Annotated in this window: 23 protein-coding genes and 1 tRNA gene; 3 read left to right on the top strand and 21 right to left on the bottom strand. The window is 39.2% G+C overall.

Annotation, left to right across the window (positions count from 1 at the left end; genetic code table 11):
- The first annotated feature begins 147 nt into the window (after window positions 1-147).
- Window positions 148-1,146, top strand: a complete 999-nt coding sequence (locus IGJ99_RS03715; protein WP_023519245.1) for an NAD(P)/FAD-dependent oxidoreductase — start codon at window positions 148-150, stop codon at window positions 1,144-1,146.
- A 92-nt stretch (window positions 1,147-1,238) separates the two neighbouring features.
- A complete protein-coding gene (locus IGJ99_RS03710) occupies window positions 1,239-1,748 on the top strand; it encodes a phosphatidylglycerophosphatase A family protein (RefSeq protein ID WP_010736099.1) in 510 nt (169 codons plus the stop codon).
- A gap of 106 nt (window positions 1,749-1,854) precedes the next feature.
- Here the strand turns inward: IGJ99_RS03710 and IGJ99_RS03705 are convergent, their stop codons facing one another.
- The 4 genes from IGJ99_RS03705 to IGJ99_RS03690 are packed head-to-tail and all read right to left on the bottom strand — an operon-like array spanning window position 1,855 to window position 5,377.
- A complete protein-coding gene (locus tag IGJ99_RS03705; protein WP_224434572.1) occupies window positions 1,855-2,502 on the bottom strand; it encodes a TIGR01906 family membrane protein in 648 nt (215 codons plus the stop codon).
- Window positions 2,503-2,506: 4 nt separating this feature from the next.
- Complete coding sequence (locus IGJ99_RS03700) at window positions 2,507-3,271, bottom strand: TIGR01457 family HAD-type hydrolase (RefSeq protein WP_349521327.1); 765 nt, start codon at window positions 3,269-3,271, stop codon at window positions 2,507-2,509.
- 4 nt (window positions 3,272-3,275) lie between these two features.
- On the bottom strand, window positions 3,276-3,959 hold the full coding sequence (locus IGJ99_RS03695; protein WP_019723195.1) for a YutD family protein: 684 nt from the start codon (window positions 3,957-3,959) through the stop codon (window positions 3,276-3,278).
- Between the two features lie 11 nt (window positions 3,960-3,970).
- The gene (locus tag IGJ99_RS03690) at window positions 3,971-5,377 is read right to left on the bottom strand and encodes a bifunctional metallophosphatase/5'-nucleotidase (RefSeq protein WP_041684386.1); all 1,407 of its coding nucleotides are present in this window, start codon (window positions 5,375-5,377) and stop codon (window positions 3,971-3,973) included.
- A gap of 350 nt (window positions 5,378-5,727) precedes the next feature.
- Between IGJ99_RS03690 and IGJ99_RS03685 the strand changes: the two genes are divergently transcribed.
- The gene (locus IGJ99_RS03685; RefSeq protein ID WP_438770626.1) at window positions 5,728-5,991 is read left to right on the top strand and encodes a hypothetical protein; all 264 of its coding nucleotides are present in this window, start codon (window positions 5,728-5,730) and stop codon (window positions 5,989-5,991) included.
- A gap of 811 nt (window positions 5,992-6,802) precedes the next feature.
- On the opposite strand, the gene IGJ99_RS03680 is transcribed toward IGJ99_RS03685, so the two are convergent.
- The 17 genes from IGJ99_RS03680 to IGJ99_RS03600 all read right to left on the bottom strand — a co-directional run bounded on the left by IGJ99_RS03680 (window position 6,803) and on the right by IGJ99_RS03600 (window position 23,746).
- Complete coding sequence (locus IGJ99_RS03680; protein WP_438770625.1) at window positions 6,803-7,126, bottom strand: hypothetical protein; 324 nt, start codon at window positions 7,124-7,126, stop codon at window positions 6,803-6,805.
- Between the two features lie 449 nt (window positions 7,127-7,575).
- A complete protein-coding gene (locus IGJ99_RS03675) occupies window positions 7,576-8,202 on the bottom strand; it encodes a L,D-transpeptidase (protein ID WP_438770624.1) in 627 nt (208 codons plus the stop codon).
- 26 nt (window positions 8,203-8,228) lie between these two features.
- Window positions 8,229-8,306 (bottom strand) — tRNA-OTHER (locus IGJ99_RS03670).
- A 941-nt stretch (window positions 8,307-9,247) separates the two neighbouring features.
- Window positions 9,248-9,625, bottom strand: a complete 378-nt coding sequence (locus IGJ99_RS03665) for a hypothetical protein (RefSeq protein ID WP_438770623.1) — start codon at window positions 9,623-9,625, stop codon at window positions 9,248-9,250.
- Window positions 9,622-10,149 carry a hypothetical protein gene (locus tag IGJ99_RS03660; protein ID WP_438770622.1) on the bottom strand — a complete coding sequence of 176 codons (528 nt, stop codon included), beginning with the start codon at window positions 10,147-10,149 and terminating at the stop codon, window positions 9,622-9,624. The genes IGJ99_RS03665 and IGJ99_RS03660 overlap by 4 nt, the downstream gene beginning before the upstream one ends.
- A 188-nt stretch (window positions 10,150-10,337) precedes the next feature.
- Complete coding sequence (locus tag IGJ99_RS03655) at window positions 10,338-11,231, bottom strand: peptidoglycan recognition protein family protein (RefSeq protein ID WP_430607858.1); 894 nt, start codon at window positions 11,229-11,231, stop codon at window positions 10,338-10,340.
- A 65-nt stretch (window positions 11,232-11,296) separates the two neighbouring features.
- Window positions 11,297-11,554 carry a holin gene (locus tag IGJ99_RS03650; RefSeq protein ID WP_430607861.1) on the bottom strand — a complete coding sequence of 86 codons (258 nt, stop codon included), beginning with the start codon at window positions 11,552-11,554 and terminating at the stop codon, window positions 11,297-11,299.
- Between the two features lies 1 nt (window position 11,555).
- The gene (locus IGJ99_RS03645; RefSeq protein ID WP_301357385.1) at window positions 11,556-11,789 is read right to left on the bottom strand and encodes a hypothetical protein; all 234 of its coding nucleotides are present in this window, start codon (window positions 11,787-11,789) and stop codon (window positions 11,556-11,558) included.
- An 11-nt stretch (window positions 11,790-11,800) separates the two neighbouring features.
- Window positions 11,801-11,932 (bottom strand): XkdX family protein, encoded by a 132-nt coding sequence (locus IGJ99_RS03640; protein WP_438748817.1) that lies wholly within the window; start codon window positions 11,930-11,932, stop codon window positions 11,801-11,803.
- On the bottom strand, window positions 11,925-12,239 hold the full coding sequence (locus IGJ99_RS03635) for a hypothetical protein (RefSeq protein ID WP_438748819.1): 315 nt from the start codon (window positions 12,237-12,239) through the stop codon (window positions 11,925-11,927). The genes IGJ99_RS03640 and IGJ99_RS03635 overlap by 8 nt, the downstream gene beginning before the upstream one ends.
- Before the next feature lie 5 nt (window positions 12,240-12,244).
- Window positions 12,245-13,666 carry a hypothetical protein gene (locus IGJ99_RS03630; protein WP_430607869.1) on the bottom strand — a complete coding sequence of 474 codons (1,422 nt, stop codon included), beginning with the start codon at window positions 13,664-13,666 and terminating at the stop codon, window positions 12,245-12,247.
- Window positions 13,667-13,679: 13 nt separating this feature from the next.
- Complete coding sequence (locus tag IGJ99_RS03625) at window positions 13,680-13,901, bottom strand: hypothetical protein (RefSeq protein WP_430607872.1); 222 nt, start codon at window positions 13,899-13,901, stop codon at window positions 13,680-13,682.
- The gene (locus IGJ99_RS03620; RefSeq protein WP_325837553.1) at window positions 13,888-14,328 is read right to left on the bottom strand and encodes a DUF1617 family protein; all 441 of its coding nucleotides are present in this window, start codon (window positions 14,326-14,328) and stop codon (window positions 13,888-13,890) included. Before IGJ99_RS03620 ends, IGJ99_RS03625 begins: the two co-directional genes overlap by 14 nt.
- On the bottom strand, window positions 14,325-17,510 hold the full coding sequence (locus tag IGJ99_RS03615) for a phage tail spike protein (RefSeq protein ID WP_430607874.1): 3,186 nt from the start codon (window positions 17,508-17,510) through the stop codon (window positions 14,325-14,327). Before IGJ99_RS03615 ends, IGJ99_RS03620 begins: the two co-directional genes overlap by 4 nt.
- Window positions 17,507-18,265: a phage tail protein gene (locus IGJ99_RS03610; RefSeq protein ID WP_430607876.1), complete on the bottom strand. Its 759-nt coding sequence runs from the start codon at window positions 18,263-18,265 to the stop codon at window positions 17,507-17,509. Before IGJ99_RS03610 ends, IGJ99_RS03615 begins: the two co-directional genes overlap by 4 nt.
- On the bottom strand, window positions 18,262-23,178 hold the full coding sequence (locus IGJ99_RS03605) for a tape measure protein (protein ID WP_430607878.1): 4,917 nt from the start codon (window positions 23,176-23,178) through the stop codon (window positions 18,262-18,264). Before IGJ99_RS03605 ends, IGJ99_RS03610 begins: the two co-directional genes overlap by 4 nt.
- Window positions 23,165-23,746: a Gp15 family bacteriophage protein gene (locus tag IGJ99_RS03600; protein WP_206855051.1), complete on the bottom strand. Its 582-nt coding sequence runs from the start codon at window positions 23,744-23,746 to the stop codon at window positions 23,165-23,167. Before IGJ99_RS03600 ends, IGJ99_RS03605 begins: the two co-directional genes overlap by 14 nt.
- Window positions 23,747-23,748 lie beyond the last annotated feature (2 nt).

Genomic DNA, 23,748 nt, shown 5'->3' with positions numbered 1-23,748 from the left:
TAACTCTTTTTAGCTAATATTGAAAGTAAATAAACTATATGTTAGATCACTCCTTATATTTTAGTGACTGCTCGTTCCATAATTAAACTATTTGAGAAGAATTCTCAATTAAATTCTGTTATAGTGTCACCAAGGGAGGAATTTCAAATGGAAATTTACGATATTACAATTATTGGTGCAGGGCCGGTTGGCATGTTTGCAGCTTTTTATGCTGGTATGCGCCAAGCGAAAACCAATATTATTGATAGTTTGCCTCAACTTGGTGGACAGTTAACTACCTTATACCCTGAAAAATATATTTATGACATTCCTGGTTATCCAGCAATCAAAGCGGTTGATCTTGTTAATAATTTAAAGAAACAATTGACCACTTTTAATCATACATTTCATTTAAATGAAGAAGTTCTCTCACTTTCCAGAGAAGATGAGATCATCGAGATCACTACTACGAAAGGTATCCATTATTCAAAAGCTGTGATCCTGACGCTAGGAAGTGGTTCTTTCCAACCAAGAAAGCTGAATTTAGAACATGCTGACCGATACGAAAACCATGGGTTAGATTATTTCGTGAACGACTTGATGAAATATGCAGGAAAGAAAGTTGCCATTGCTGGTGGTGGGGATTCAGCAATCGACTGGGCACTGATGCTTGAACCTATTGCGAGTGAAGTTTATTTGATTCATCGTCGAGAGGCATTTAGGGCTCATGAACATAGCGTCAATCAGTTGAATCAATCCTCTGTAAATGTATTAACACCTTATTTGATTGAGCGTTTATCTGGTTTAAATGGAGAGTTGTCAGACATTCGTCTAAAAAAAGCTAAGACGGATGAAACGATTGATCTCATGGTTGACTCATTGATCGTCAATTATGGGTTCACTTCTAATTTAGAGCATTTATCTTCTTGGGGACTTGAAAGTTCCAGAAATGCGATCACCGTCCACTCTGATATGTCAACTTCAATTCCTGGTGTGTATGCTGCTGGCGACATTTGTAGCTATGAAGGAAAAGTGAAATTGATTGCCACGGGATTTGGAGAGGCACCGACTGCTGTCAATAACGCGTTACATTTCATCAATCCAAAAGAACGTACGCAGCCTGGTCATAGTACAAGCCTTTACGATAAAACATTTGGACCAAAATAACTTAGCTGCTTTTTTATAAAAGAAATGATTCTTGCTTTTTGTACGTACTACGTTACCATTATAGATAGAAAGAAGAGACGGAGGAATCAAAAATGGTCATAAAAACAGAAACCTTAGAAGAAAAAGCGCGAGATCTCCTAAAAGAACGTGGCGTAACAATTGAGGATATCGCTGAATTAGTCATGTTTTTACAAAAAGACTATATCTCAGATTTAAGCTTGGAGGATTGTGCGGAAAGTATTAACGCAGTCTTGACAAAGCGTGAAGTCCATAACGCGATCATTACTGGCATCCAATTAGATATCTTGGCAGAACAAAAACAATTGATGAGCCCTCTTCAGCATATCATTGAAGATGATGAAGGATTATACGGAATAGATGAAATTTTAGCCTTGTCGATCGTCAATGTTTATGGAACGATTGGTTTTACCAATTATGGCTATATCGATAAAGTAAAACCTGGGATCTTGAAAAAGTTAAATAGTCACGATGGCAAAAATGTCCATACATTTTTAGATGATATCGTGGGAGCAATTGCTGCCTCTGCCGCAAGCCGCTTGGCCCACCAAGAACCGGAAAAACGGAGCCGTTTGACACAATAATCAAATAAAAATAAAAAATCATCCATAAAAATCGCAAAAGGATTTTTATGGATGATTTTTTGCTATATCCGAAAAAGCAATCAACGCGCTACACGAAAGTGATTGTTTAATTGTTCCCCTTTTTCAATTCTCTTTTGCCAACAAGAACCATCAAAGCGAAAAATAATTCGATAAGCACAAAAAACAGAATGAAACAATGCATGAAGTATTGCTCAGGTAACACATTGATGATTGGATCAGTTTGAGGATCAAACAACCAGTCATCATTATTGAAAAATGTTTCGTGAAAAAGAATAAAAAAATGATCAAAACCAATCAACATAAAAAAGCCAAAAACAAATGGTAGGATCATGCCGATTTGGAATGGGCGGATTAGCCGCCACAAACGCTGATTTCTTTTCAACTGGCGAAGGAACAAGCCACTTGGGATCAATGTAAGTAACAACACCGCATAATTGAGCATGAATAATAACTTGACTTCATAAAAATGATGTAAGCCACTCGCTGACATTGGAAAGTCGGGAAGTGCCAACACTTGCTCAAAAGGATTATTCAGATACCTCATCAGTTGATCATAATTTTGGAGTAATGTTGGCTGATCTACGGTAGTGTAATCCAAGATACCTAGATGCCCAATATCAAACACATATAGTGGGCGGAAATTGATCGTTATTGCAATTGCTAAAGTGAGCAACGTCAGGAACAAACTAACCATCCCCGCATATTCCACCCATTGCCATCGTTTATTTTTCATTGTTTTAGAAACTCCATTCATCTAACGATTGCAAAACGAAGGTAGATGGTGTTGGTAGATCTGGAATGTCTTCTTCTTTGGTAAAACCTGATAACACAAGCAGTGTGTCGATACCATTACGAATCCCTGCTTGGATGTCAGTTTCATAATTGTCCCCTACCATGATGACTTCTTCTTTGTTCAATCCTAAAAGTTCCACTGCTTTATCCATAATGATTGCTTCTGGCTTACCAATATAGACTGGTGTAGTTTGTGTCGCTGTCTCTACAAAAGAAACAACCGAGCCAGCTCCAGGTAATAATCCTCTTTCTGTAGGGATATTTTTATCAGGATTTGTACCGATGAACGTTGCTCCCTTTTGGATCGCTAAGGTTGCGGTCACCACTTTTTCGTAAGTCAAGTGATTATCTAAACCTACTACGACATAATCAGGATGTTCTTCTTCCCATACAAACCCTGCCTCCAAGATCAAATCTGTCAAGCCAGCTTCACCGATCACATACACTTTATTTCCTTTAGCGTCTGATTTCATGAAATCAATGGTCGCTAGAGATGCTGTATAGATCGTTTCTGGTGAGACATGGATATCAAACTCAGTGGCTAAACGTTGTGCCACTGTTCCCGGTGTTTTTGTCGTATTGTTGGTTACAAATAAAAAGGGCGTCCCATTTTCCTGTAACTGTTCGACGAATCGTTTTCCTGCCGGTATCGGCTCCGTTCCACGATAGATCGTTCCGTCTAAATCGATCAAATAGCCTTTATAATTCATAGGATCATTCTTCCCTTTGTCTAATAGTAAAATTCTTTTTAGAAGTTGATTTTGTTGGGCGTTCTGATGTTTTTTCAGTTCCCTTTGGTGTTGCCTTAGTAGTTGCTGGTTTACGATTTTTGATCACAGGTTGTTTGCGTACCGATTCAACGGGCGCTTTTTTTTCATCGATATGCGCTTGATTGTTGCGATTCGGATTTTTTTTCTTTTTACGTCGTTGGGTATTTTTTTCTTTTTTTCCACCAATGCGTTCAATGACAAAATATGCACAGCCAAAATTACAATATTCGTATAAATAGTCTTCTAATGCATCAATTCGCTGATCTGGGTGAGCACGTCGATTCGTGGCATCAAAAAAGCCTTTCAAACGTAGCTGTTCGTAACCCCAGTCACCTACGATGTAATCGTATCTGGAAAGCACTTCGCTATATCTCTCACCAAGCTTCTCAGCATTGAAACCTTCCCGGTAATCCGTTACGATACGATAAGGTCTATCACCAATCAAAAGATTCGTTTCATCTGTCAATGTGACGATTTCTCCTTTGACTTTCTCTGGCTTCGTTTCCTCGATTATTTCTTCTAAAACTGCCGTCACTTCTTCGGTCACTGTTTGTTCTTGTGAGCGATCGACCGTTTCTTGACTCTCTTTTTTGTCACTGTTGTGTTGTTTATTTTGTTTCGTCGACATGCTTTCACCACCTATTTCTCTATTATACCTTCTTTTTCATTGGTTGGGTAGTGAGCATTTAAGTAGTCTCCCACTACTGTACGAATAAATTCGGGAAATAAAAAATCGACCTGTCCAACAATTTCGATGGTTGGGAAAAAAGGAACAAACATCAGATGGTCGACCGTAGTAACGGTATAATTCTTTTCCTCTTCGATTGGTTGTTTTTGCCACAAAACTTCTCGATTGACCGCATCATACGTGATCCCACTATAGAAAATCTCACCGAATATCTGACCACGAAACCCCATTCCCCTGATAGGAAAATTCCGTAAAAAAAGGCGACTTTTTTCGATTTCCAACACTAAGCGAATCATATCTGACCCTTTCAGCGTGACGTTGATCAAATGCATCGGATGTGGCAGTGCACTATGGAGTTGATCTTGGTCAACCAGCCCCTTAGGTACGCTATTCAAAAAAAGACCACTATTCAGAAACGATGCTTCTGTGTTCCCTCTTTCTTTTACCGCTTCTAAAGCGATCTGGATAAAGGAATGTTCATCAAATAAATCAAGTGATAAGTCAAATGGTAGATCTGCCACTTTCTTTTGAGCTAAAAGACGATGTCCTTGTTCAAGATAACCGGCGATTTCTTTCTCATCCTCTACGAATGCAGTCATTGTATCTGTCGGAATCGCTTTAGCGTAGTGTCCGACGATTTTTTTATTTTCCAATGAAAGATGTACTTCCCCTACATATTGCCCAAATTTTCCGGCAGCGGCTAATTGTACCTCATTCACGACTTTCCCATCAATAAAAAGATGATGGGTATGTGATCCTAAAATCACATCGATTGCAGGGATTTCTTTTGCAATCTGTAAATCATCTTGAATGCCTAAATGACTCATTAAAACAATTACGTCTACCTGTGGACGTAATTGCTCAACTAACTCTGGCAACAGATCATAAGGCTGACGGATATCCCAGCCATTTGGATTATACGTCAAAGGAAATGGTGCAGTAAAAGCAATTAACCCAACTTTTGTTCGTTGCTTTGTTTCGATGATTTTATATGGCTTTGTCCATACTGGTGGTTGCAAAGTATTTTTATCGAATAAGTTGCTCAGTAGCACATCAAAATTCGCGTGATCATATAAATGATTCAACTCATTCTTGGAATTACCTACACCTTCATTATTCCCTATAGTTGCTGCATCATAGCCGATTTGATTCATTAGTTCAACATTGGCATGGCCATTCGTTGCTTCTGACAAAGGATGCCAACGATCAACGAAATCCCCAAGATCGACCGTGAGAGTTGTCGTATTATTTTTTTTCTCATTTTCACGCTTTTTTTGCTCAAGGAATCTTCTGATCCGTGGCCAGTTTTCAAGATGAGAATGTAAGTCATTCGTGTGTAAAAGAACGATTTCTTCCACTGTTAGTTCCACCTCACTTTTTTTCATCATACCATAGGGTTCCCCTTTGTTCACATGGAAAGTTTTTGCACAAAAAAAGGTACTTAGACTTTTTTACAAAATCTAAATACCTTAAACTTGCCTCTAATAAAAAAAGCCCTTTAGGCTTAATAAATCCAATCAATCAGACACATGGCGGCACCTGCTTAGTCTTTTCTGTGGTTTTTCTATTATTATATATAACTATAAAACAATTGATAAATCAGTATTTTTTTAATTATTTCTTTTTTGTAATTGTATAACCTTTTATACTATTTGCCCCTTATATGCCCCTATCTGTTAAAATAGTATAAAAAATGGATGGTGATTACATGAAATCAATTATTGGCATATTAGATAAAATCAGAGTCATCAACTCTGCCCCTATTTTACTAAGATTTACTATTGAAACGCCATCAGAATATGTAAACTGCGTAACTGCAAAAAATGACATTATCGATAAGCTGTTATTGCTACCTGAAAAACAGTATGTTTTAGAAGTAAGTGGTCGCTATAACAAACGAAAACAGCTTGTTGTAAATCAAATTTCTATTGTAAACCCTGATGATACTATACGTAGATTAGGAATTTACTGATTGCCATGTTTATTAGCACACAACAACAAAATACCCGCTTAAAAAGAGCGGGTAAGAAAGGATAAAAACCTTTGAATGAGGTAATTATATGTTACTACCACTTCATTCTATATTCAAATAATCTGTTTTTATGTATACCACTCCGAAGAGTGGCACGTACGTTGATATGGGAATTATTTGGTCAGCATCACATTACTAGAGTTTGACCCCGCATTCAAGTAATACGCTTTCCTTGCTGTTTAAAAGACATGTGATAGAATCATAAAAAGAGTACCAATGCGCACGCTGAAAACTTCCCCAAGTTTTTAAAACTTTGTCCATTGGTACTCTTTTTTTATAATGATTCCTATTCACACCTTATGGGTAACCAGTGATTATTGCAAGTACCTTGTCTTCATCTGGGAATTCTTAAACTTTGATCGAATCTTATTTTAAACAAAAAAATACCCGCTCGTAAAGAGCGGGCCACTAAAGGATACAATCCGCATTAGTGAGGCTATTATAATCTTACTGTCTTTTCAAGTTATGTTCAAATTATATGTTTCTTCATAATATCCTAGGTTATTAAAAAGCAATATGGATAAGCCAGAATAATTACTTTGTATCTCAAATATATATATTAATAATTAAGTAATAGAGTATTCATACATGCACTACCTAATTTATTTCTGGTACCTGTATTATTTTGAAATACTTTAAAAATTGGATAGACTAAATTCTAGAACTAAAAACACTCACCTTTAACAAGCGAGTGTTTTTTATAAATATTTCCTGTTCATTTATTCACCTTATGTCTGGTTGGCCAGTGTACTTACCTATTACTTGAATTACTTTCATTTGATTTTTCTTTATTGGGTGCTGTTTTATTTTTGGAATTGTTTCTTTTTCTCGGTTGTGTTTGTTGGCTCTTCTTTTCTTTGCTATCACTCGATTGTTTATTCTGCTGTTCTTTTCCCTGTTGAGTTGAGCCTTCTTTCTTCTTAGCGCCATTTGTGTCACTACTTTGTTTTTTTCTAGGGATCTGCTGTGATTGCTTCGGCGAATCACTCTTTGGCTTTTCCGACGCTTTAGGACCACACGCTGCAAAACTAACAGTTGCTAAAATTCCTAGACATGCTAATAAAAATTTCTTCATATTGACCACTCCTATCATTTTTTTGGTACACTTAGAGTGTATTAAAAAGAATAAAATTAACTATGCCTATTTGCTTAAGCCATCCATAAGAAACGCTTACATTATTGTCACAACATTTTTTAATCATCCATAGATATGTTTAAATGTTTAAGATTATTTCTATTTAGTACGCTGTAGAGTTTAAAAAATTCATATTTTTACAATACATAAACTTTTTATGAACTTTTTTTGGTTTTAAACAATTTTCCTAAAATTAGTTTTTATTCTATTTATATTTTTCTAAATAGTATGGTCATTTTTTCATCTCATTATCTATGATAACACTAGCATGACGCACCAAGAAATACATCGTATTTTTCTTTTCAAAAAAAACTACTCTTTCGAGTAGCCCAGAATGAATATCATAAACTTATAGAAGATCGTCTAATATGATGACACAATCATTCTACCTAGTATATCTTCACTGGTGTACCGACAGGTATATTGTCAAAAAACCATTTTGAATCTGGCAATGGTAGTCTAATACATCCGTGAGATGCTTCTTGCCCTAATCGTAAAGCTTCTTTTTCCTCAACTTCTTTTTCATTATACATTAATACACTGTGAAAAAGATAAACACCATGTCCTGAAAACGATACCCAATTATATGCCCAATCATTATCTTCTTGCCAATAAAATTTATCTCCTCGTTCTGGTTCTATTACGAAATCTCCAGTTGGTGTTGGTGTTCCTGCTTTACTATCTCCAGTTGAACAAATCATTGTATATATAGTTTTGCTATTCTCCTTTATAAAAACTTTTTGTTCTTGTATGGAAACTTCTACTGATAACAGATTTGGCTCTTTTATTATTGGATACTGAGGTTCAGAGGGTTTATTCCATGGGTGAACAGCTTCTTTAGTATCTTCAATTTTCTCTTTACTTTCAGCTTTCTTTTCAGAAAAATCATCTTTACTTTTTTGTTGAGTATTTATTTTTTGATTCTCTAAAACATTATTACTTGTTATATTAGCCACTGAAATTACAATAATAGTGACGAGAATAATAGCGCCAACCAATATAATTATTTTTTTCATCTCAATAGTCCTTTACTTTATTTTTATGTACCCTGTAGGACTCGAATCTACGACCAGACGATTATTAACTCACCATCTGCTCTGCCTAACTGAGCTAAGGGTACAAATTATTATCAAAAGAGTCCTCAAAAATATTTCTGGTAAATAGTTTATTTACTGTGGTAACAATCTTCTTGTCACTATGACTTAAATATATATCATCGTAAATATAAATAATGAAATAGTTATAGCCAAATTGTATCGAATAATTTTTATTATTGTCAATGTTACAGAGTATTCCTTAATGTAAATTTACAAACACTTACACATTCTTCATTCTTATTACATTCCAATAGTAGTAAGGAGCAAACGGGAGTTCATGTAGATATAATAAAAAAACGATTATTTATCAGTTCTAGAGATATCGATTTAGTATAAACTGTTGCTTATTCATTTTAGATTATTTAAATCGAATCAGATTCACTTAGACAAAAAAACACCCGCTCATATAAGAGCGGGCTACCTTAGGATAAAGAATGTTCTGAATGTGGATGCCTAAAACTCACTACGATTTCAAGCTGTGTTCAAATAATATGTTCTTTTATGTACCCCGCTCCAATGAGCGGGATGTAAAAAAAGCAATGTTGTTAGGATGATACAATAAGAATACTATCTTTTTATTTATTATTCAACTGATAGAATCATTTTGCTGTCTAAATTACGTATGTTATAATTATTAAAGAGAGTATCGATATACACGCTACAGACTTCCCCAAAAGTTTTTAGTTATTGATACTCTCTTTTTATGATGGCGCCTACAGGTAGTTTAAGCCTGGTCTAAAATTATTGCAAGCGCTTTTCTTTTGTTTAAGAATTCTTAAACTTTGATTAATTCTAATTAAAAAAAGACCCACTCCGAAGAGTGGGCGTCCTGTAAAGTCCTGATCAATAGTATCAAGATATCTTTAAATTACTATGATTTTATTTATTGTTCAAGTCATGTGCTTTATTCTAATAAAAAACAATATCTGCTCTATTGTCGGATTTTTTCTGGTAACGACTTTTTTTAATAAACTAAATATTCGTCTAAGGTATTAGAAAAAATATCTTTTACTTTTGTAATCAAAGTTGCAATACCATTCCGTTCTTTCTTCTCAGATGTAATGTATTTTTTCTCAAATCCAAAACGTACTACTTCAACTAATATAGCTAGTCCTGTATTATATCCGAAAAAAAACTCTAAAATGGCATGATTTCTAATTTTTGAATTATCTTTATGTTTATACGCGATCACAATGTAATTTTTAAGAATAAAAATTGGTATAAAAAGCATCGTTACAAAACCTATTTTAATTTTACTTTTTTTGAAGGCTGAATAAGATAGATACATAAGCCCACTATAATAAATCAACATGGAAACCAAGACGATTATAATAGTATTCATTTTATGTCCTCCTTAGAAACCTTCTTATTCGAGATGAATTTCCGAAATCGTTTCTTCTCATCTTTCTTTTTCTCTCTAACCTCAAAAGGCTTTGCTTCTTCTTTTTCTCGTAATTTTCTTCTTACATTTATTCTAACATTTTTTTCTTCAACGGTATCCAAATCAGAATCGTCTTTAAAAGTATAAATGATCGCTAAAGAAGCAAATATCAGATATGCTACTTTAATTATGTATAGCATAATTAATTTAACTATTGGATGAAGACCTCCAACTATATTGCCTATAAAGTTAAAGGCTACACAGGCTATTGCGCTTTGTACCATTCTCACACGTCTAGTTTTAGCTTGGCCACCCTTTGGGGATAAATTGTAAAACGCTAACCCAATAGATGATAAATAAGTAAAGGAATACAAAAAAACTGATTCGATTTCTGATACCTGAAATGTATTAACTATAAACGTTACAGAAGATATTACCGTTAGCCAATTTTTTATCGATTTGGCATAGTTCTCATTTTTACCCACACAAGTTCTCCTTGAAATTACCAATTAAACAAATCATACCTTTAGATCTGTATGAAGTCAAACCAGAGTATAAATTATTAATAAGAAGTTAATGTTATATGTACTGCCCCTCACTCGATATACACCCCAAAAAAGTTAGAATTAAGATTTAATTTTAGGGTGTGCGCATCAGACGAGGGGCTATTTTTTTATCGCTTAGGAATCGTCAAAACATACTCAGGGAATCGAATGTCGACTGTTTGTCCATTGATCGTATTTCCATTCGGATCGTTTGTTCGTCGTAACATCGGAAAGACTCTTTTCCCTGCAAATTTTCGGATATCTAGTGTGCCATCCAATCCAAATCGCAGGCCACTAGGTAATCCATAGGCTGCATTCACATCATCTCTAATAATACCGGCTGATTTACAACGACCAATTTCAACATCCGGATTGTCGGCATCCATCCAGAAGACGTATCCTTGATTTAAATAAGCTGCACCATTAATTGGCACTAACCACCCAGCAATCCGGAAGATTCCCAATTGTAGCTCATTAAACACTTCTAACTTCCCTACATAATTTCCACTCGTTTTGGGTGGGCTCGCTAAAATAATTTGATCATGGGTTAAGTTATTCCCCGCTCGTAATCGTTCACGAACCGTATTCATGTTAATACCTGGGCAGATATTCGAGGCATGACCACTGAATTCGTTATGCCCTAATACATCGTTGACGGATAAACCAAAACGTTGCATGGCCGCTTTTGCTCGTTCTTCAAATGCTTTTTCTTGTTCAGCTGTAAATGAACCATTACCAACAAGACAAATATGATAAGTTGGTGTATTATGTCCCCCCACACCATTTGTCACATCATTATCGAAGTAGCACCATTGTACGGTACCATCTCGTAAAATGATTTCATGATACCCACCTGTTCCCCAGCCTAATGTGCCATTCCAATGGTTCTGAAACGCCCAAACGTCTCCAGTAGTTGTTGCAGAATGGTGACGAGCAATTTTAGTTACTTGAGAAACATTCCTTTTGGCATTGGTTGGTCCTAAAATTCTTGAATCGCCTCTTAAATCTATAATTTTTGTCATGATCAATTCCTCCTAATTTTCATAAAAAAACAGCCTTTTGGCTGTGTTTTTCCTTTGATAATTTGTCATTCTTCCGACTGAATGACACTGTTTCCTAAATCAAATAATCCGCCAGCGGCTAATCCTGAAACAGCTCCAGCCCATGCGTAAATCGCTAAATCTTGTGGTGCTAAGGTTACTGCATAAAGCACACCTAACAAAATACCCGCAATCACATTGATCACGGGTAAGAGTTTGTAATTCTTCATTTGTGTTTTAATCAACCCTGTGACACCGACGACTAGCGGTGTAATAATACTTGAAGCAGCTAAGATTTCTGTCATTTTATTTTCTCTCCTTTCCAATTTGCTTAAAAATAGATCTGATTTGTTCTTCAATAATTGAAAGCCGATTGCTAGATTCTGTCTGATTTTTTTTAAGTTCCTTGATGGTCTCATTCAATTCACTTAGTGTGTGATCCATTTTCGTGAACATCGCATAAAATTTTGCAATACCAAAAATCAATGTAAAAGCCAGTGAAACAATTGCGATCCACTCAGCTATGGTTAATGCCTCCATAAGCCACCTACCTAATCCTCATTCTCTAAAATTATCTTTGACTGTTCCTCTGTGATCGCACCAAGTGCCAGAAACTGATTGACGTCATCTTCTGTCATCCAGCCACGATTGTACCAATCTTGAATTGTCTCAAAATTAAGCATTTTTTTGCCCTCCTTGAGTCAATTCTCTTACTTGATGTGACAGTTGAAGATTTTGTAGCGTCAGTTGTACCACCGATCGCCCCAAGGAATCCGTGGTTTCTTGTAACTCCTCGACCTCTTCTGACGTTGCAGCACTCACCACGTTCCATCGTTGACGGTTAAAATCAAAACCAATAACCACCACGTGTGTATCAATAGGTGGTGCGACTTCCGTGTAGGGGTGGTATACGGTGCGATCTTCCGGTGTAAACATCGGTCGAAGATCTTGTAAATTCCTTGTGTCATAAATTGCTTTGTGTCCTTCCATTTTTGTCATCCTCTCTTTTCTAAGTCATTGATTCGCTGGGCTAAGTGATTTAACATGTCAATGGTTGGGTTCGCTATCTGATCAATCCTTTTGGGTATATATAAATTGGTTAAACTAAGCGCAACTGTATATTCTACTTTTGCATATGCCACCCGAATCGCATTTTGATTAGTTGCTTGTCGTTCAGGACCACGTAAGACCGCGGCTGCTTTGCCAACATGACCCAGTACTGTAGTACCGGTTATTAACTCAAGTGGAAAAGTGAGTTTATCATGGAAAGTGCTCTCGTGGCTTGCCATTTCTTGCCAGTTGAATCCGGTGTTTTCAGGCATTCTCCGATACCCAATGATCGGATATGAGGTGGTGGAATTGATATGCGCATAGGCTGTAAACTGAATATTCTTAACAAAAGGTTGAATTACAGCCAATTCCTCTTGTACTGTTTGTGGAGAAAAAAAAGTGAATAACTCAGGAAACCGTCGCTTCATATCACCGAGTATGTCCCATGTAAAAACAACTTGCATTCGACCATTTGAAGACGTTGCGCTAATGCTAGTATCAAGCCCATCATTCGTAGCTATTCGATTGTATTGCGCTTGTGTAATCTCTGTCCCTGCAGCAGCATTGCTTGGCAAAGAGGTCGAGAGGACGCCACCTGCTCTATGAACATTTTCGACAAAGCTTCCTCGAATTTTCCCAGTTAAATCAAGCAATGGTTCTCGAACTAGCGGTGCACCAAACATAAACTTCTCTAGTGTTTGATCAACACTTTCTTCTGTGACAAAATCCGCATCATCAAGTCGTTGCTCGATGTCACTGAGCCTTCCTTCTACCGTTGTGCGAATCTCTTCTTCAATTTCCTTCGCTAGGGCATCGATGTCAAAGGCCGCAAGGTCCGATTCAATTTGTCCAATTCGATTTTCAAATTCGGTCAAATCCTGATCAATTCCTGAGGCTTGTTCCAGAACCAAGTTTCGTAGATCCTCGAACCGCTTCACATAAAATTGCGCCATTTCTCCAAGATCTTGATCAAGCCAAGATTCTTGGAATTCGGTACTAAATGCCGGATAGTCTAAAGATTGGCCATTAGGAAACTCCACAAAAACATAAATGTTCACTGATCCGGAGTACGCGTAAATGTCATTTGGCAACATCACATTTACTTTTCCGGCTGTGGGATCCTCAATTTTGATTGAGCCATCAGCACTTTCAAAAATGACTGACTGACCTGCAGTCACGAAGTCAAAGCCCAAAATGATATTGGCTTCCGAAAGATCCAACGGCTCCCCCTTAAACTGAAAGTTGATCGTCTTTTTTGCGACGCGTTGATCATAACTGAAAAACTCTGTGTTGGTTGGTATAGGAGAAGAACGTTTTTCCGCCGTTTTATTTAACGTGATTTCACTGGTTACGTAGAGATTTTCCATCGTCCGTCCTCCTTCAAGCTTTATCTTCTAACGCCCACAGTTCTTTCAAAAATTCTTGAATTCCTTCACGGCAAGTCTTTTTGTTTTTTTGGTATAAATCGGGCTCTTGGATACTGATTGATGGTGACGTTGACACCCCTTTATCTTCATCGATCGAAGCCGATAGATAAACAACCATCGTTTCGTCAATCATGACCTGTCTATTCACACTAGTGCTTTTGTTAGTCTTTAACATCTTGGTTTTCCTCCTTTTCAAATTCGTCCATCAAGCGATCGTAAATGTCTGCTTCTTTCCCTGAAATCATACCGTTGTAATCAGCAAGCACCTTCCCAAACAAAGAAAAATTCTTGGCATATAAGCCACTTTCGAGCACGATTTCTTCATCTAACAAGGCATGTAGTTCTTGTGCAAACTGATTCTTTTCGGAATCTTTTACTTCATATCCTGTTTGGGATTCGTTGATGACCAGCTTCCCATCTGCATCTTTTTCACCATACTGATCATACAGTTCCATTTCTGACTCTTGCAGTCCCTCAATTGCTTTTAAAAGCTCCTTTTTGAATTTCGATCGGTGTCGACTAGCACTTGCTGCCTTTAAGTCCATTTTTGCAACAAAAGCTAACGCAGTACTTAATTCATAATTCTTTAGTGTAATCTTCATGCGATTTTCTCCATTTCTCGTTCTAATTTTTGAATACGCTGTTCTTGGCTTTCAACGATCGCGATCAACTCTTGATTGGTTTTCGTATTTAGATTGACTTGTTTATTCATATCAATCGACAAATAATGATTATCCCCATCAATGTTTGCTTGTAAGAAAGGTACCTCTTGGGCAATCATTCCAAACTGACGAGTAGTTGGTGGCGGAGTGTCTTTGTCAATTGGACGATAGTCTTGTTTCCAATCAAAATCAACCATGCGAATTCGCTTTGTTTCTTTTATGCCTGAAACAGAAGTTTCTTGGATATTCTCTTTCAAGCGGATATCGGATTGATTGGTTATGCTCCATCTATTCATGTTGATGTTGGCGTGCATCTGGATTGCAGCGTTATTTCCTTGAATTTCCATCACAGGTATTCTTTGTTCACTCGTTCCTGCGGAGTTGACTATTCGTCCCAACACTAAGCTATAAGAGTTTCTTGCAAAGTACGCGACGCAAGTTCGCCCACTCATACTGCTTCGCTCAAAACCACCAATACGTGTGCTTTGACCAGTGAAAAATTCAAGTCGAAGACCAGTCATTTCCATAAACCGCACGGAGGTGCTTTGCCAAAATGCCAACGTCGTAGGCGTCAACCTCAAGCTATTCCCCATGTTGTTAAAGCCAACTTGAATGGCATTTGTCGCTAATTTATCCGCAGTCACAGCTCGCGCGACGATCTTATCAGCGGTGACGGCTCCAGCAGCTATTTTGACTGCTGTCACTGATCCAGTTGCCAATTTGTCTGCGACGACCGATCCTGCCGTAATATTGCGCGCAATGATACCGTTTGTTGCAATTCGATTCGCTGTGATCGTTTCTGTCGCAATCTGATTCGCCGTGATCGTGTTCGTAGCAATCTGCGCTGCTGTGATTGTATTGGCAGCTATTTTTGCTGCCGTTACAGCCTCGGCGTTCAACTTGACTGTAGTCACAGCACTCGTCGCAATTTTCTCAGCAGTGACAGCACCTGCGTTAATTTTTATGGCCGTTACAGCGTTCGTATTGATCTTTTCTGCCGTGATTGCGCTAGTTGAAATATGTCGAGCGATAATTGCATTAGTGGAAATATTATCTGCAGCTATAGTATTGGCGGCTATCTCATTCGCGGTTACAGCATTGGTTGATATATGCCGTGTGATAATTGCATTTGTGGCTATTTCATTAGCCGTAATGGTTTGCGCATTGATTTCTCTAGCTGTAATGGTGTTAATAGCCAAATCATTCCCAACAATGCTTCCAGCTTGAATCTGCGTTGTTGTAATGCTTCCGGCTTGGATTGATCTTGCCAAAATGGTGTCAGCTCGAATTTTCCCGCCGTCAATTTCAACCGTGTCTTGCCACTGCCAATCAGAAAGCAGATCCTCAACCTCTCGAATGTCCGCCATTGCATCATCGATTCGTTTTTGTGCATCTAGGAAATTTTGTTCGGCTGACTTCAAACGCTCATCCAATAAAGGTAGCGAGACAGTATTCAATTCATTCAACGCAAGCTCGTTATCGATCAATTTCTGCTCAAGTCCCGGCAACTTAACGGTGGTGAGTATGTCCATTTCAACTTCAAGCTCTTTTAACCGGCCTTCAAGATCCGGCAAAATGTTCTGCTTCAAATCATAAAGAAGTTGATCGTTCGCTGTCAGACGTTCATCCAGTTCCGGAAGAATCCGATCATTCAGATCATCCAAGATCCCTTCCAGTTCATCGAGGTCTTTCGTATTTGCCGTTTGGCCAAACACCTCGTAGCTAAATGGACCAGCGACACCGTGGTGATTAACTGCCCGAACACGGTAGTACCATTGCAATTTGGTTTCTGTACCGTGAGTATAGGCATTGACGTTTGTCGTACCTAGCAAGTTACTTGGTCCCGGAACAAAGCCTTTTTCTTGAGAGCCGTAAATTTCATATTCTCGAACGGTCAGTCCCTGCATATCCCAATGCAGAAGAACTTGGCTAAAACCACCATAAGCAACAAGATTTGTAATTGTGCCAGGTCTAACGTTGGCTATGTTTCCAGGGCCAATAATGGGCGGTCGATTGATCTGTTCCTCACGATCGCGATCCTGTTCTTTTTGGTTGGACCCCAATGTCGCTCTTGAATCGCCAATCTCAATCGATTCGTATTTATCTAACAGCACGTTCCAAACCGTCTGATTGATCTTCGCATTGACGTTGACACCTAGCTTGTTAAAAGCCACGGTGACGGTGTCATACAGCTCCAATTGCTCGAGCAGCCGATGTTGTTCCTCACCAGTCGCACTGTACAGATCCGCAAACTTCACTTTCAGATTTACACGAGGCAACCCGACCTGATTGCTAGAAATATAGTACTGAGCGAACTGGCGTAACTCTGCGACCGTTTGAGGGTTGCGGCTACTGAGATCCACTGTCTGTACCCGACGTTCCGGAAACTTGTCGACATGAGAACTATCTAGAATGACTTCCGGAAGAACTAACTCACTGGCACCTTCTTCATTTGCTCGAGCATAAGGTCGTATTGATGTGTAGGTACTTTCGATTGATTCTTCTTGCACGAGATCCACTAAGTTCTTGCCATAAGCAATGACGACACCAGTATCTCTTCCACCGTTTCGCATCAAGCGGATCTCGTTATTATCAAAAATATATTCACCATTGTAATTTTGAAGTATCGAACCTTCCTTCCCACCTAATGCTTCCGCAGCACTTTCAAAGTGGCCAACTTCGGAAAAGTCCATGGCAGTAACGGTCGTCAGATCGGTAAACACGGTAAAATCACGCTGAGGAACTAAAAGAGCGCGCCACTGATTCAACGCTTCTTGCGCCGAAATAGCGGTGTGCTTCTGTCCTTTGTTTAGTGCTGTTTTTTCGGTTAAAAGTGAAATATGATCACATTTAATAGAAATAATGCCGTGTTGAGGTTTAGTAATCTTAGTGATTTCAAATCGTTGTCGCTTCGATCGAGTACCCGGACCAACATCAACTACTACTTTCTTCCCTTTTTTCAACTGAGAAAATAACTGTCCGTTGATTGGATAATTAAAGGTTAGATATGGAAATTGATTTCTATGTCTTACAGCCAATACGCTGCTTGCTTCATTCAATAACCCTAGACCGAGCGTGCTGTAATCGTTATTCGATTCATTGTAAAGAATTGGCACACTCATATCGCAATCGACCTCCATCTTGGTGTAATTGTTACCTGTGTGATTTGTGTAGTGAATGAAATGGTATTAGTTCCTGGTCGCAGCTGCGGAACATGGTACCCATCGTTTTGCATCAAGATCGCACTTGATATATTGACTGTGCCATCACGATACGCTGTCCCTAACTCACTATCGATCGTAATCATGCCAGCACCGGCAGCTCTCAGAATTCGAAACTGCCGACCATTAATGGTCAGGGACGCATCTGCCGTCCCACTGTATCGAAATTGGATTATCGGCAGTGATGGAATCGATTCAGGATTGTCTAGTGTACGTCCGGATAAAAGGGAAACAGCTGTTTGACCATCCAACCGATACATTACTGGCTTGCACTGAAAAGGCAACGCTAAGTCAAAATGATCACGCCAGCGATCGAGAATTCGAACTTGCGAATGAAAGATGCCTTCGTAGAAGTATTCCGAATCCTCAGAAAAAAGAAGCCGACTGTATCGCTTTGGTTCCTTCAGCCAGTGCGTAATTTCTCTGACTTGCTGAAAAAGCGACTTGTCTGCTTCTTTCCTTAATTCCATCGGAAATGTTTTGATGATATCTTTTTCTCGTTCATTGTCGTAAATGATTGCCCCTTGTCGACCATCGACCTCATCAAATCGCAAATCTGATTCAGGAATCGTCAACTCCATCTCATTAAGGAGGTAGAGATTCTTGTCGATCGACTTATGGCCATTAAATTCAAAATAGGGTTGTACAGCTTTCACTCTAATCTCCTCCTCATTTCATCTGCCGTGTGTTCTGCGAGTAATTCCGACAATTCAGCAATATCTAATTTGTCATTGATTGTGATCTCATCAAAATGAATATCGATATGTGGCGTATTATGAATGGTTTGATTGGTGGTAATTGATTCACTCCTACCTGCTGGCAACGATACGCTAAACCCAGCGTTTCCTGCAATCGCAATCGACTCGGCTTGGATATTCGGCAAGACAAGCTGGGCACCTAAATCCTCAATGGCATCTAACGCTAAATGCTTGAATCGCTCAATCCCTTCGCCAATACCAGCAGGAATCCAACGTCCCACATCCATCTCCATCACTTTGGATGGTGAATTGATATCTAAGGCTCGTTGCATCGTTTGTGCCACTTGATTAGCGATGGAAGCTGCAGTGCTAAGAACTTGGGCTTGCCCGGCAATCAAACCATTATTTAAGCCAATCATAGAGTTTTGGCCAATGCGATAAAACTGATCAGGTAGATGATTCATTTGATTAGGCATTTGTTGTGCACCCTCACGGATAATGTCAGTTGCACCCCGCATCCCCTCACGATAGGCCTGATTTGATTCACGCATGGCTGCTGTGGCAATCTTAGGAAGACTTTGTAACGTTTTATCTATTTCCTTAGTCAGTTTTTCAAAAACTTCCTGCATTTTTTTAGATCCCTCATTGGACGCTCTGACCATCTCTTCCGTCATTTTATTGATTTCAGAAACTGCCTGAAGGGCGGTGTCAGCGATACCTTGGCTTGTGCCTTTACCTACCTTTTCTCCATGCTTTTGGTATTCTTGTTGATTCATGTGTGTGGAAATTTCATTTCCTGGTACTAGTGCAATTTCTTTTGCTGCTTTTTGGACAGCTCCTTGACTATCCTTTATTCCTTTAGCAGATCCGGCACCAACATCTTGACCATTTTTATTGTAATTACTAGCAGTCATTTCGTTGTTTAAAATATTTTCTGGAACCATCGCAATCTCTTTTGCTGCAGATTCTACTTGTGATTTTCCTTCACGTACACCTTGACTTGTTCCTTCACCAACAGGATGCCCCAGAGAAATATATTTATCGATCCCCACGGTTTCTCTAATCGTTTGTTCCGGAACATTAGCTACTTCTTTAGAAGCTTCTTCCACCGAAGTAATATTATCTAAAATTCCTTGCCCCAATTTTGTTGGTGGTGCTGCACCCATTGAGGTATAGTCAGTTTGTTCTAATTGAGGGCCCATCACTCTCTCTGGCGTTTGAGCAACTTCCTTTGCTGCTTCCTCTACTTTGGGGGTTGCTTCTACCATCCCATCCCCAATTTCTTCGACAGGTTGACGTCCCCACTGTGCAAAGTCTCGCCCCTCTGTTCCTCTCCGTAAAGATGCCTCACTTTTTTCTGGAATTAATCCAAATTTTTCAGCAACAGTTTCCGTTTCTTCACCAACGATATTCCCCATACTCGCCATCGCTTGCTTCATCGTTGCATCCGCAGTCCCATTTAAATCACTAATGTGCTGTTGTGCTGTTTCTGGTAATTTTCCTAATTCAAGATCTAAATTTTCAACAAACCACGCCGATTGTTCAGCTGACATTTTTGGTAGGTCCTCCATATGAAGCCCCATTTGTTCCAGCAGGGTTTTTGTATGTTCTCCACCTAACTCCGCTAATGAACTAAGATTTAACCCCATCTCATCTACCATCTGTTGCGTTTGTAATGCACCTGCTGGACCTAATTTTTCAAGTTGCATAATAATGCCATCATCTACACCGGCTTTCGCCAAAATGGCAACATTGGTCGACCACGTTCTCATAGCTTCAGCATTTTTTTGTAGATTTTCCTTCATTTGATCCAAGCTTATCGCTTCTTGTTGTTCAATCTGCTTAAAAGCATTCCCTGATTCTTCTACCAGCTTTTTGTACATGCTATTCATAGATTCCAAGGCAGCTTGTTGTGCATCAGATAGAACATTCCATGAAGTAATCATCTGAGAATTAGCTTCTGAGACTGTCTCTGCGACTGCTCGTCTTTTCTCTTGCTCCTCCGTGTACAATTGATTTCGTTCAGATTGATTTTCAACAAGTAAACTTTGAAGTTCATCTTCCTTCTGAGACAGTCCTTCCAGCGATTCTTTGACTTTTTTCTTTCCATCCACGCCAGATTCTGAGGCTTCTTGCTCCAATCTCATACGTTCTTTGGCTACTTCAGTTAATGAGGATTCAATGTCTGCAGCTTCTTGATTCAACGTCTTTTGTCGTTCGGTTAGCCGATTGACTTCTTCCATTCCTTTAGAAGCTTCAATTCGTTTGTTTATTTCTTCTGTGGTTGCATTAAGCAGGCCTGTTTCTTCGTCGTAAGAGAGATTTAGACCAGTCACTGAATTATTCAGTTCATCAACTGTATCAGCCATCAATTTTTTATCCGCAGCCGATTTATCTTCAATTGCTGAAAGCCTTTGTAATTCAGCTGCTAGATCCTTGTTTCTTTCTGTATTCGACTCGATCACTTTAGCTTGTGATTCAAATTCTTTTGCACTGGACTGGGTTGACTTTCCGACATTATCTAGATCGCCTTTTAATCCATCTAATTCACTAGCTAATTCTTTGGCTTTTTTACGAGCTGCAAAGAAATCTATGCCCATTTTGGCGGCCGCAACTCCAGCTAAACCAAGTGCAACCGCAGTGCCTGCGACCACAGGATTTAACAGAATACTAGCAGCCGCTAATGCTTTCTTCGCTACTGCAGAAGCACCAACAGCAATCGCATAGGTTTTTTGGGCAGCTGCTGCCCCTTTTAGTGAAGCTGCATTGGAAATGTTTGCTGCGACAACCGCTTTAGTGGTGGTGGCGTTCTGTAAGTTGAGACTGATTCCCAGTTTTGTAGCAACTGCATCAACTTTTTTAGCCATCGTCGCACCAGAAGTTGCACCGGTCAGGTATTTCAACATCTGAACATAAGATGCTGTAGCAACTGCTGCTTTCTGTACAATAAGTAGTCCACCAAATGCAGTTCCTAATCCGATAATTACAGGTGCTGCCGTCACAGCTGCGTCTTTCACAGCAATAACCCCACCAGCCATCATATCAATAGCCGAAACAACCGGAGGGATGACACCAGCGATACTATTCAACGCCCCTTCAAAAGTTTTACCAAACCCTTGAATATTTTCTTTCATTGAGCCAAAGCGAGTTTTGCCAAATGCTTCGTCCATAGATGCGATAATGTTTGCTGTTCCTCGACTTGTTGCAGTAGCCATATTGGCAAACGACCCTGCCCAAGTATCCCCAGCTTGTTGAGCCATCCCAGAAACCGAGGTGAATTCATTCCCACCATCACGCATCGCCTGTTCAACCGTATCAAAAAACTCATTGGCACTAATTTCGCCATCACGCAACGCATCACGAATACTCTGCATACTCATGCCAGTTGCATCTTCATAGATTTTCCAAGGATCAACACCACGACGGACCATCCGATCCATTTGAGCCATGTTTACGGTACCGGTGGCTCGCATCTGGATCATGGCATCCATCACATTATCCATTGTTTCTGCAGCGCCATCACCATACATGGCAACTGCATCACCCCAGATTTGATAACTTTTCGTCGATTGTTCTAATGAACCATTTTGCATAACTAAACGTTGAACGGTCTGTGCCGCACTATCAAGCATGTAGTTTGTACCAACAACGACATCTCGAACGCCTTCCATCCCTGCAGCGGCTTCTTCTGAGCTACCAGTTAATCGAGTCATCGTATTTTCAAAGTTATTCAAAGTATCAATACGACCAAATGCACCATCTAATGAACCTTTAGCCATCGTTAGTGCTGTAGTTGCTCCTTTTGTGATCAACATCGCTGCGCTTAATTTCCCAACACTACCAGTTAACAGATTGGCACCAGGATTAGGCTTCTCAAAAGAATCACCTAACTTACTCCCAGTGGTATCTGCGTACTCTTGTAGGGCCAATAAATGCCCCTTCATAGCATCAACGGCAGATCCTAATGCACTTGATCCATGTTTGGCTCCGGCTTCAATACTTTCTGAAATGCTTTTCCCGGCTTTGGTAGCAGACAGTTCCACAGGCGGTACCATTTTCGAAGCTGTTTTCCCAATACTTTCCGTGGCATTATTGGCTTGTTTAGCACCAGATTCAAACGATTCAGCAATTGCTCGACCTGATTTATTAGAAAAACTCTCCACACTATTTAGTAACGAACTTCCTGATTTACCAACGCTATCAAGAGCTGCAATTGATGATTTCGCTCCGGAATCAAAATTTTCAGCAATGCTTTTCCCGGCTTTTGTGGCTGATAAATCGACTTGCGGTACCATTTGATTCACAGATTTCGTAATAGAATCTGTAGAAGTTTCAGAATCCTTAGCAGCACTTAGAAAAGTTTCACTAATACTACGCCCCATTGTTGGTGCAGAAGATTCCACAGAAGAAACCAAGCTTGTGACTGATTTAACGACACTTTCATTGGCCTGATTGGCATTTTTGGCGCCAGAATCAAAGGATTCACCCATGATACGTCCTGACTTAGCTAGTTCAGTGCTCGTCGTGGCGGTTAGGTCTGCCACTCCTTTAGCCACGCTATCAGTCGCTTGATTGGCATCCTTGGCACCTGTATCAAAGTTATCACCGATTGACTTACCAGCTTTAGCTGTTGCAGATTCGGTCGTCTTTCCTAAACCTGATACGGTCTTTTCGACAGAATCTACTGCTTGATTTGCCGATTTTGCTCCTGATTCAGTATTCGCACCCATGTCAGACCCGACTTTTTTCATGACATCATCGGCATTTTTACCCAGTCTGGAAAAGCCTTGTTCGACCGTGTCAATTTCTTTCGTGACCTGTTTGCCGTTGACGATTATGTCGATCGTTACCTTACCATCACTTCGACTCATCTTCTTCACCTTCTTTCGGTAGTGCATAGAGTTTCTTCAATTTTCTTAGTTCATCTTTTGCTTCTTTATTTCCTTTTCCTGTTGGCATTTTCCTCGTCCTTATCGACACGATCTGTCTAAACCTAGTTTCATCTGGTAATCCTCCAAACAAGGCAATAAACTTCTCCCATCGCATCTTCCCTCGTTCCTCAAATAGATCGATACCGTATGATTGATAAAATGCTGCGTAAATATTTGGCGCATCATAATCAAAAGAAAAATGCTGGTCCGCAATCTCTTTCATTTTTGGTTTTAATTGGTTGCCCTTCTTGTCATAACGTGGCTTTGGTTTTTCCCAAATATCAAAAGTTTCCAAGATTGATAAAAAAATCGTATTTTGTGTTTCAATGTCATACAAAAACGAAACACCTAATAAAAGCTGTAAACCCAGAACAATTTTTTCTGGTTCCGTCAAAATCGGATCCTTTAACAAGTCAAAAAGACGTAGCACCGTATCGAAAGAAAGATCGATCGGATAACTAACGCCTTCGATTTCCACCGTGTCTTCTAATCGATACTGTAGTTTCATTG

Origin of the sequence: Enterococcus sp. AZ095b, assembly GCF_051714725.1 — a bacterium.
Taxonomy (GTDB): Bacteria; Bacillota; Bacilli; order Lactobacillales; family Enterococcaceae; genus Enterococcus_B; species Enterococcus_B pernyi.
Note: the sequence above shows the minus strand (reverse complement) of the source record. Positions and strands in the feature narration are given on the sequence as shown.